1 protein-coding gene is annotated in these 433 nt (G+C 32.8%); it reads left to right on the plus strand.

Annotated features, from left to right (window positions below):
* A partial coding sequence (locus K0039_RS21640; protein WP_265589599.1) for a phosphate acyltransferase occupies window positions 1–433 on the plus strand: 433 nt, incomplete at both ends.

Here is a 433-nt window from a genome sequence, read left to right on the forward strand (position 1 = left end):
TAGATATAAAAGATTTAGCAGAAGCATCTCTAAAATCTGTTGAATTAGTTTCACAAGGAAAAGCCGACATGGTAATGAAAGGCTTAGTAGACACATCAATAATACTAAAAGCAGTTTTAAATACAGCAGTAGGCCTTAGAACTGGAAATGTATTAAGTCATGTAGCAGTATTTGATGTAGAGGGATATGATAGATTATTTTTCGTAACTGATGCAGCTATGAACTTAGCACATGATACAAATACTAAAAAGCAAATCATAGAAAATGCTTGCACAGTAGCACATTCATTAGATATAAGTGAACAAAAAGTTGCTGCAATATGCGCAAAAGAAAAAGTAAATCCAAAAATGAAAGATACAGTTGAAGCTAAAGAACTAGAAGAAATGTATGAAAGAGGAGAAATCAAAGGTTGTATGGTTGGTGGACCTTTTGC

It is taken from the genome of Terrisporobacter mayombei (assembly GCF_020748465.1).
GTDB lineage: Bacteria > Bacillota > Clostridia > Peptostreptococcales > Peptostreptococcaceae > Terrisporobacter > Terrisporobacter mayombei.